At 68.3% G+C, this 9,649-nt stretch carries 6 protein-coding genes; 5 read left to right on the top strand and 1 reads right to left on the bottom strand.

What is annotated here, in order from left to right; genetic code table 11:
* Positions 1–82: 82 nt before the first annotated feature.
* Positions 83–823 carry a hypothetical protein gene (locus AC1RQF_RS32810; protein ID WP_492874269.1) on the bottom strand — a complete coding sequence of 247 codons (741 nt, stop codon included), beginning with the start codon at positions 821–823 and terminating at the stop codon, positions 83–85.
* Positions 824–1,458: 635 nt separating this feature from the next.
* On the opposite strand from AC1RQF_RS32810, the gene AC1RQF_RS32805 reads away from it, so the two are divergent.
* From AC1RQF_RS32805 to AC1RQF_RS32785, 5 genes are all read left to right on the top strand, one after another.
* Positions 1,459–2,043, top strand: coding sequence for a fimbrial protein (locus AC1RQF_RS32805; protein WP_274003347.1), 585 nt, complete (start codon positions 1,459–1,461; stop codon positions 2,041–2,043).
* A 23-nt stretch (positions 2,044–2,066) separates the two neighbouring features.
* The gene (locus tag AC1RQF_RS32800; protein ID WP_274003346.1) at positions 2,067–2,825 is read left to right on the top strand and encodes a fimbrial biogenesis chaperone; all 759 of its coding nucleotides are present in this window, start codon (positions 2,067–2,069) and stop codon (positions 2,823–2,825) included.
* 223 nt (positions 2,826–3,048) lie between these two features.
* On the top strand, positions 3,049–5,721 hold the full coding sequence (locus AC1RQF_RS32795; protein ID WP_492874267.1) for a fimbria/pilus outer membrane usher protein: 2,673 nt from the start codon (positions 3,049–3,051) through the stop codon (positions 5,719–5,721).
* Between the two features lie 62 nt (positions 5,722–5,783).
* Entirely contained in the window at positions 5,784–6,491 is a 708-nt protein-coding gene (locus tag AC1RQF_RS32790; protein ID WP_274003344.1) for a fimbrial biogenesis chaperone, read from the top strand.
* A gap of 97 nt (positions 6,492–6,588) precedes the next feature.
* Positions 6,589–9,600 (top strand): two-partner secretion domain-containing protein, encoded by a 3,012-nt coding sequence (locus AC1RQF_RS32785; protein WP_274003342.1) that lies wholly within the window; start codon positions 6,589–6,591, stop codon positions 9,598–9,600.
* The last annotated feature ends 49 nt before the right edge of the window (positions 9,601–9,649 follow it).

Here is a 9,649-nt window from a genome sequence, read left to right as displayed (position 1 = left end):
ACGGCTACCGGGATGAGGAATACTTCTTCCTCAAGATCCGCGCTGCCTTCCCCGGTAATCCGCGATGAACCTTTTTTTTGGTTCATCGCGGGTCGAAGGCGCCGTTCCGGGCCGCGCCGTCGATGGCGCGCAGCAAACCCTCCCGGCCGCCGTGGGCGTCCATCCACCGCAGGACGCGACAGGCGGCGTCGGCGTAGATCATCCGGTCCTTGCCCGCGCGCGGCCCCCATTCGGCAGGGCTGGCCGGGAGCGGCCCCGCATCGTCCCTGACGCAACGCCCGGCCGCGGTCGCGCCGGAGTTCAGGTAGCGCCCGTCGTCGGAAACGATGACGGCGACGCCTTCGTCGAACCAGACGGGCATGGCGCCGTTGACCAACCTCCACCAGCCGATTCGCCGATGCAATTCCACCAGCGAGAATTCGTGCGCCAGGATCGTGGGCGTCTGGCCGCGAGGCGAAACCCGGGTGATGATCGCAAGCGGCGTGGTGCTGGTCGAGGCAAGGGCGCCGCGTCCGCCCATGCGCCGGTCGCATTCGTCCGTGGAGCAGGCCACGATGATCGGCGCGAGATCGAACCTGCCGTAGAACCGTCGAACCCGCGATTCCGCTTCCCCGACATGCGCGGATAGCGCATCGCGCATCCGGGGAGGCATGCCCCGATCAACGATCAGGCGCGGCGTTGCATGCTCCATGCCGTAGCACGCGGCGCACATCGTGGCGGCAAGGGCGGGGTAGCCGTATGCGGCGAGGAGCGGGCCGATGACGCCGGCCAGGGTGATTCCGATGGCGGTGCGGGTGATCCGGCGACGGAGGGTGGTGTACAAGGGTTGACGTCCGGTTGGATGATCGCTTCGGTAAATGACAGGACGGACACGCGCGATGGTGGACGTGTGTTTTCCGAACCTAAAGGGTACGCGAATCAGGTGGCGGGAGCGGCGTCGAGAGATGCGCCGCGGCCGAATGTCGGTCGTGTTTTTTATTGTTCCGTGGATATTAATTTCATGAGTCTCAATTTATCGATGGAAATGGAATTGAGAATCGGCTTATGGATTTTTAATTTCAATTGAGGCTGAGTGAGAGTGTGCCGAACAGAAAGGACAAGGGCGCGCATGAGAGCTCGGTGATTGCGGTGTCGTTGACTGCATCACGATTTTTTGCGCACCTGGCTCGGATCATTCCGAATGATCGGAGTGTAAATTAATAAATAATTTCACATTCAATCCGTCGTACGAGTTAAGTTGGCAAAGGTGACAAGGTTTCTGACTCGTATGATGTCAATCTGAATCCAGTCTAAATACACTGGCGCTGCTTCAATTCGCGATTTATTCCAATCACAAACGGGCCGGCGCGAAGGGAGGTGCGATCGAATGCGGCAGAAACGTCACGTGGCGACACGCGGCGTCACGCCCGTTGATCGTGTTGTATCGAGAAAGCGACCAACTTATATAGGAATGCATAGATGAATACGAACCTTCTGCGGTGCTGGGCGGCTATCGGCACCATCGGCGCCGCGCTCGCGCCGTCGGCCGCGCACGCGTTTGACGGCCAGATCAACTTCAACGGCAGCATCTCCGATGTCACCTGCAACATCAACGGGCAGGAGCCCGGCGTCGGCAACGTGCTCGACGTGTCGCTCGGCGATCGCATCAGCCCGAGTGCGTTCGCCAAGGTCGGCGCCACCACCACGCCCGTTCCGTTCGCGCTGAACATCGGTGGCAACGCCGGCTGCATGGACGACACCAAGGTCGTGATCGACTTCGATCCGTCGTCCGTCAACATCAACCCGGTGTCGGGTCACCTGAAGCTCGTCGGGACGAAGCCCGCCCAAGGCGTCGAGATCCAGATCCACGACAACGGCAACGGCAAGAGCGGCAAGATCATGCTCGGCAAACCGCAGAACATCGCGGACGCGCAGATTGCCACGGTGAAGAACAACACCGCCACGCTCAGCTACACGGCGGCCTATGTCTCGACGGTCGAAAGCGCGTCGATCTCCACCGGTTCGGCGTATTCGTCGATCCGCTACTCGCTCGCCTACCACTAAGCGTCGCCAGCATGTCCCATGCCATGACCTTGTCCATTCGCCTTGTTCGTCGCGCGGCGGTCGCCTGCGTCGTGGCATGGGCCGCCTGCGCCGGGCCGGCGCAGGCGGCGCTCGTGCTGAACGGCACCCGCGTGGTCTTTCCGGAGCACACGCGGGACGTCACGATCCGGCTCGACAACGTCGAGCATCAGCCGGTTCTGGCGCAGACCTGGATCGACGACGGGCGCGTCGAAGTGCCGCCGGAACAGATGCGGACGCCGTTCGTCGTCGCGCCGTCGCTGATGCGCGTCGAGCCGGGCCGCGGCGCAGTATTGCGGATCACGTCGTTGAACGAGTCGTTACCCGCCGATCGCGAATCGCTCTACTGGCTCAACGTGCTCGAGGCGCCCGTTGCGCGCGAGGACGCGGATCATCATCTGCGGTTTGGCTTTCGCACCCGCATCAAGCTGTTCTACCGGCCGGCGGCACTCGCGGAGGGCATTGATCTCGCACCCGAGCAACTGGTCTGGAAGGCGTTCGCGCAGGATTCGCCCGACGCCGGGCCGGATCTCGCGCTGGAGGTCAGCAATCCGACGCCGTACTACGTGTCGTTCGGGCGCGTCGAGAGCGATCCAGGAGGGCATTTCGTCTCGGCCGGTGGCGGCATGGTGCCGCCGTTCGGCAGTGCGCGTTTTCGTTTCACCGGCATTACCTCGCCGTCCAAACGTCCGACCACGGTTCGCTACATGGTGATCGACGACTACGGCGGTCGCAGCACGATAACCAAGAAACTGGCCAACTAACCAGTTCACGCATCAGCCAGAGGCATGGTCTAGCGTGTCGGAGCCGCGGCGGCACGCCATTCGTTTGCTTCGTCATGCTAAATTAAATCGAACTCAATCAAGTATGCGGCGTTCTGCAGGATCAACCTCCTCGCGCGTTCACGGCATGACGACGCGACGAATGCCGGGCGGCCTTCGTCTGCGCGCGATTGCCAGGGTGTGCGCGCCCGTGGCCATGACGGCGATGAGCGCCGCCGCCGTTGCCGACGACCAATACGGCGCGGTCACGCTCGAACCGTCCGGAGTGGATGTGGGCGCCGTGCATACGGGCGCCGTGCCTTCCGGCACCGCCCCGGCCGAAGCTGCGCCGGCCGGCGTCGCCCCGACCGATCCCGTGCAATTCGATCAGTCGTTGCTGATGAGCGGCCCGGGCAACGCGCCGCTCGACACGAGCATGTTCTCTCGGCCGAACGTGGTGATGCCGGGCGAGCACCGCGTGGACCTGATCGTCAACGGGCAATGGCGTGGCGTCGAGAACATCACGTTCCGGCGCGCCGACGACGGCAGCGTGCTCCCGTGCTACGACCGTGCGCTGCTGCAGCGCGCCGGCGTCGATCTCGCGCGCAGCGAGCGCGGCCAGGAGCGCAACGCGCCGTCCGAGCCGCTGCCGGATGGGCTGGTGTGCACGAATCCCGCGCGCTACGTGCCGGGGGCGACGTTTGCGTTCGACCAGGCGGAGCAGCGGCTGTACCTGACGGTGCCGCAGTTCTACATGCGGCTGGCGAACGAGAGCACCTACGTCGACCCCTCGCACTGGACCGACGGGGTGCCGGCCGTGGTGGCCAACTACAACGCGAACGTCTTCACGACGCGCAACGCGGGCACCGAGTTCTCGCAGTTCTACACCGGCCTGACGATGGGCGCGAACCTGGGGCCGCTGCGTCTGCGCCACAGCGGCAACTTCACCTGGACGCAGCAGCGCGGCGTGAGCTATCAGCGCGGCTACATCTACGCGCAGACCGACGTGGCCCCGTGGCGCGCGCAGGTGCTCGCGGGCGAAAGCTCGACGAGCGGCGAGCTGTTCGACGCGATTTCGTTCCGCGGCGTGCAGATCGCGAGCGACGACCGCATGCTGCCCGACTCGCAGCGCTATTACGCGCCCGTGGTGCGCGGCGTCGCGCAGACGAACGCGCGCGTGTCGATCCGCCAGCGCGGCTATATCGTGCATGAGACCACGGTCGCGCCGGGGCCGTTCGAGATCGACGACCTGCGGACGATGAGCTACGGCGGCGACCTGACCGTGACGGTGACCGAGGCGAACGGCGAGACCCGCAGCTTCGTCGTGCCGTTCGCGACCACCGCCAGCTCGTTGCGGCCCGGCGTCACGCGCTTCAGCGCGATGGCCGGGCAGGCGATCGACTACGGCGCCAGCGTCGGCCGGCAATACATCGGCCAGTTCACGCTCCAGCGTGGCGTCAGCAACCTCGTGACCTCGTATGGGGGCGGCGCGTTCGCGAACCGCTACCAGTCGGCGTTGATGGGCGTGGCGCTGAACACGGCGCTGGGCGGGGTGGCGCTCGACGTGACGATCTCGCGCGCGCAGCCCTTGGGCCGCGAGGCGATGAACGGCTCCAGCGTCCGCCTGTCGTACAGCCGCAACATGCCGAACAGCGGCACGAACTTCTCACTGCTCGCCTATCGCTATTCGACCAAGGGCTATCTCAGCCTGCGCGATGCGCTGGTGCTGAACGGCAGCACCACGGCGGACCAGCCGACCGACCGCTTCGCCCGGCTGCGCAACCGCGTCGACGTCAATGTGAGCCAGCAGCTGGGCCGCGCGGGCAGCCTGAACCTGAGCGGCTCGGCGATCAGCTACTGGGCGGGCGGCGGCCGGACGCTGAGCCTCTCGCTCAACTACAGCACGCAGTGGCGGGACATGACGATGACGGCGTCGGTGCAGCGCGTGCGCAGCGCCGCGCCGGGCGTGCCGTCCTACGGGGGCGGCGCGAACAGCACGCTCGCGAGCCTGAACCTGTCGATCCCGCTCGGGCGCAACGCGCGGCGTGCGCCCACCTTGACGACGCTCGTGTCGCACGACAGCGATACCGGTGTCAGCGCCACGACGAGCCTGTCGAGCCGCTTCGGCGAACGCGGAGACGGGTCGTTGACGGCCTCGGTGAACTACGACGGCGACCGGCGCGCGCCGTCGGGCAGCCTCGGCGTCGGCTATCGCCTGCCGGTGGCCAGCGTCAACGCGAACGTCGGCATCGGGCAGGACTATCAGCAGATGTCGGCGATGGCCACCGGCGGCCTCGTGCTGCACCCGGGCGGCGTGACGGCCGGGCCGACGATCGGCGACACCGTGGGCATCGTGCGCGCGCCGCACGCGCAGGGCGCGATGGTCGCCAATACCGACGCCCGCGTGAATCGATTCGGCTATGCGGTCGTGCCGAGCCTCATGCCGTATCAACTCAACCGGATCGACCTCGATCCGAAGCAGCTGCCCGACGATGTCGAGCTGAAAACCTCGTCCCGCACCGTGGCGCCGCGAGCGGGGGCGGTCGTGATGTTGGGTTTCGACACGCTGAAGGCGCGCCCGCTGCTGATCGACGCGCAGACCGAGGCGGGGCGTCCGCTGCCGTTCGCGGCTCAGGCCGTCGATGCGCGCACGGGCGCGGTGCTGGGCGGGGTCGGGCAGGGCAGCCGGCTGTTCGTGCGCAGCCCCGACGAGGTGGGCCGGATCCGCGTCGAGTGGGGGCGCGGGCCGGGCCAGCAATGCGAGCTTGATTATGCGGTGCCCGTCGAACAGCGCGAGTCGCGCGCTTACGTGGTGCTCACGCGCGTCTGCCGGATGGTCGGCGCGCCGGGCTCGGCCGATGCGCCCGCGGCCGGCCTCGTCGACGTGCGCGCGCCATGATGCGGCGCGTGCGTTTTCCCGGCGCCCCTGCCCGCGGGCCGGCGCGCCGCCGAGGCGGGGCCATGCGGGCCTTGGCCGCGCTGCTGGCCGCCGGTCTCGCGCCCGGCGCCGGCGCGGCGCTGGCCGTGGTCGGCACGCGCTTCATCTATCCGGGCGACGGGTCGCGGCTGACGGTCGCCACGCGCAATCTCGGCGACGCGCCGATCCTCGTCCAGACCTGGATCGACGACGGCCGGGCCGACGTCGATCCGAGCGCGCTGCGCGCCCCGTTCATGGTCGTGCCGCCCGTCGCGCGCATCGAGCCGCACCAGTCGCTCGCGCTGCGCGTGCAGTCGAGCGGCGATGCGCTCGCGACGGACCGCGAGTCGCGCTTCTGGATCAACCTGCTCGAAATCCCGCCGGCCGGCGCGTCGAGCGATCGCACGCTGCGCATCGTATACCGGCTGCGGATGAAGTTGCTGTACCGGCCGCCTCATCTCGACGGCGTACCGGACGAGGCGCCCGGCCGTCTGCGCTGGACGCGCGACGCGCAGGCGAGTGCGCGGCTGAGTGCGTTCAATCCGACGCCGTACTACGTGACCCTGACGCGCGTGTCGTGGCGCGGCGCACCGCTCGCGCTGGCGGGCGGCGCGCTCGACATCGCGCCGTTCGCGCGCGCGGATCTGCCGCTGGACGGACCCGCGGGTCCGGAGGACGGCGACCTCCTGTTCGACGCGGTCGGCGACGACGGCGCGCACCACGAATACCGCGGGCGGCTCGAGCCGCCGTGACCGATGCGACGACGCGGGGGGAAGCCCGGCGTCGCTGTTTGCAGGACCCGTCCTGTCCGGGTGTTGGCAGGGCTTTGGCAACTCAAGAAGAGGAAGAATGATTGTGAACACGACCTATGCATTGGTATGGAATCGTACCCGGGGGGGCTGGCAAGCGGTAGGCGAACGGACGCGGCGGCGCGGCAAGTCGCGCGCCGGCGTGCGGGGAGCGCTCGCGGTGGCGGTGCTCGCGGGCGGCGCGGTCACGGCAGCGCATGCGCTGCCCGCGGGCGAGAAGATCGTGTCCGGCAAGGCCGACGTGCTGCGCTTTGACGACGGCCGGCAAATGTCGATCAACCAGCACAGCGACAAGCTCGTGACCGAATGGACCGCGTTCGGCGTCGACGCGGGGCAGCGCGTGACGTTCAACCAGCCGTCCGCCGCCTCGGTCGCGCTCAATCGCGTGGTCGGGAACGATGCGAGCCAGATTCACGGCAGCATCGACGCGTCCGGCCGCGTGTTTCTCGTCAATCCGAACGGCGTGCTGTTCGGCAGAGGCGCGCGCGTCAACGTCGGCGGGCTGGTCGCGTCGACGCTCGATATCAGGAACGAGGATTTCGAGGCGGGCCGCTACCGTTTTTCCGGCTCCTCGCCGGCGAGCATCGTGAACAATGGCGATCTGGTCGCCGGCGAAGGCGGGGCCATCGCGCTGTTGGGCGCCAAGGTGTTCAACCGTGGCGTCGTGCGGGCGCAGCTGGGCACGGTCGCGCTGGGCGCGGGCAACGATATCACGCTCAATTTCGACGGCGGCAGGCTGCTGAACATGCAGATCGACAAGGGCGCGGTCGAGGCGCTCGCGAGCAACGAGCAGTTGCTGAAGGCCGATGGCGGACTGGTATTGATGAGCGCGAAAACTGCGTCGGATCTCGCGGCCACCGTGGTCAACAATCAGGGCAGCCTCGAAGCCCGCACGCTGCGCAACACCGCGGGCCGGATCACGCTCGACGGCGGTGAGCGCGGCGTCGTCAACGTCGCCGGCGTGCTCAACGCGAGCGCGTCGACGCCGGGCGACGGCGGCACGATCGTCACGCGCGGCGCAGACGTGCAGGTGGCGCTCGGCGCGATGGCCGACACGCGCGCGACCAACGGGCGCGGCGGCGTGTGGCGCATCGCGGCCGCCGACGTGGCGGTCAAGCCGGGCGCGAACCAGTCGGGCACGATCATCGCGGACACCTTGGCGCGCAACCTCGCGACGACCGACGTCGAACTCGTGGCGGAGCGCGGCGGGCTGTCGGTGGACGGGCCGGTCGCGTGGGCGAGCGGCAATCAGCTGTCGCTCGCGAGTCGCGCGGGCAGCATCGCCGTGAACGGCGCGCTGCGCGGTTCGGGCGCGGGCGGCGCGGTACGCTTCGATGCGGCGCAGGATGTCCGGATCGCCGCGCCGGTCGCGGTGACGGGCGCAAACGGACGCGTCACGCTGAACTACGGCGGCGTCTATTCGATCGGGAGCGGCGCGGCCGTCACGATGTCGGGTGCGAACCCGGGCTTCGAGTCGAACGGCTTCCGCTATACGGTGATCCAGAATCTCGCGCAGCTGCAGTCGGTCAACACGAATCTCGGCGGACTGTTCGTGCTCGGCAACGACATCAACGGCCCTTACAGCAGCACCTTCCAGACGATCGGTTCGGGCGCGGCGTTCTCCGGCACGTTCGACGGCCTCGGCAACACCATCGGCAAGCTGTCGATCACGAGCGGCGATCCCTATGCCGGCCTGTTCGGACTGAACACCGGCCGCATCGCCAATCTCAAGCTGCAAGGAATGAAGGTCAGCGGCGGCGTGGGCGTCGGGCCGGTGATGATCGGCGCACTGGCGGGCGAGAACCGCGGCACCGTGACGAATGTCACGGTGACCGGCTCGGACGTCAGGGGGGGCGCGAACCGGAACAACGCGCTGGGCGGACTGATCGGCGTCAATCACGGGACGATCGAGCAGGCGTCCTTTGCCGGGATCGTGATGGGCAACGCCCTGTCGTATGCGGTCGGCGGGCTGGTCGGCGAAAACAATGCATTGTCGTCGCGCGGCTTGATCGCGGGCGGCACGAGCAACGCGACGGTATCCGGCGGCGCCCCGAATCTTGCGTCGATCGGCGGCCTCGTCGGCGTCAACCGGCTGGGCGGGATCGTCGACGCCGTCAGCCTCGGTTCGACCTCGGGCTACAACCTGGCGGGCGTCAACGTCGGCGGGCTCGTCGGGGCGAACCTGGGCGGTGCGGTCACGCGCGGCACCGCGTCGGGACGCTCGACCGGCGGGTCGGGCGGCACCGTCGGCGGGCTCGCCGGTATCAACGGCGGAACGATCGCCGATTCGGAAGCGCGCGGGATCGTCGAGGGCTACGTCACGCAGGCGATCGGCGGCTTCGTCGGTCTGAACCAGGGCGGGATCCGCGGCAGCAGGGCGCTCGGCGCGACCTCGACCGCGGGCACGGGCGCGGTGGGCGGCTTCGTCGGACTCAACCAGGGCGACAAGGCGCTGATCGACATGGCGGAGGCGCACGGGGCGGTGACGGGGGGGCAGGGCAACACGGGCGGCTTCGTCGGCAGTCACCTGGGCGGTGCGATCACGCACGCTGTCTCGCGCGGCAAGACGAGCGGCGGTCACTATGGCAGGGTCGGCGGCTTCGCGGGCTACAACGCGGCCACGCTCGCCAGCGTCGATGCGAGCGGCGAGGTGTCGGCAGGCACCTCGTCCTCCATCGGTGGCCTGGTCGGCTACAACGCGATCTCGGGCGCGATCGAGAGCGCGTCGGCGACGGGTGACGTGACGGGCGGGCAGTCGAGCACGGTTGGCGGCCTGATCGGCGACAACCTCGGAACCGTGCAAGACGCGTCCGCGTCCGGCGCGGTCGGCGGCGGTTGCGTGGCCACCCTGGGCGGCCTCGTCGGCATGAACATGGGATTGGTCGAACGGTCGGCCGCGAGCGGGCGCGTCAAGGGATCGAGCGCGGGGAACTGGCGGCAGACCTACGGCGGCCTCGTCGGCATCAACCGCGGCACGTTCCGCTACAGCTACACGTCGGGCGAGGCCGCGCAGCAACAGCTTGCCGGCCTCAACCTCGGCGTGATCGAGTAACACACGGGCGAGGGGGGGGTGTGTGGGTCGTTGCACCGAATGGGGGGAA

The sequence above is a fragment of the Burkholderia sp. GW821-FHT14F03 genome, from assembly GCF_058803765.1.
This window is presented reverse-complemented; position numbering and strand designations above follow the sequence as displayed.

Excerpts from the sequence above, each read along its gene's own strand:
- AC1RQF_RS32805 (WP_274003347.1), top strand. The coding sequence starts at position 1,459 with ATGAATACGAACCTTCTGCGGTGCTGGGCGGCTATCGGCACCATCGGC.
- AC1RQF_RS32800 (WP_274003346.1), top strand. The coding sequence starts at position 2,067 with ATGACCTTGTCCATTCGCCTTGTTCGTCGCGCGGCGGTCGCCTGCGTC.
- AC1RQF_RS32795 (WP_492874267.1), top strand. The coding sequence starts at position 3,049 with ATGAGCGCCGCCGCCGTTGCCGACGACCAATACGGCGCGGTCACGCTC.
- AC1RQF_RS32790 (WP_274003344.1), top strand. The coding sequence starts at position 5,784 with ATGCGGGCCTTGGCCGCGCTGCTGGCCGCCGGTCTCGCGCCCGGCGCC.
- AC1RQF_RS32785 (WP_274003342.1), top strand. The coding sequence starts at position 6,589 with ATGATTGTGAACACGACCTATGCATTGGTATGGAATCGTACCCGGGGG.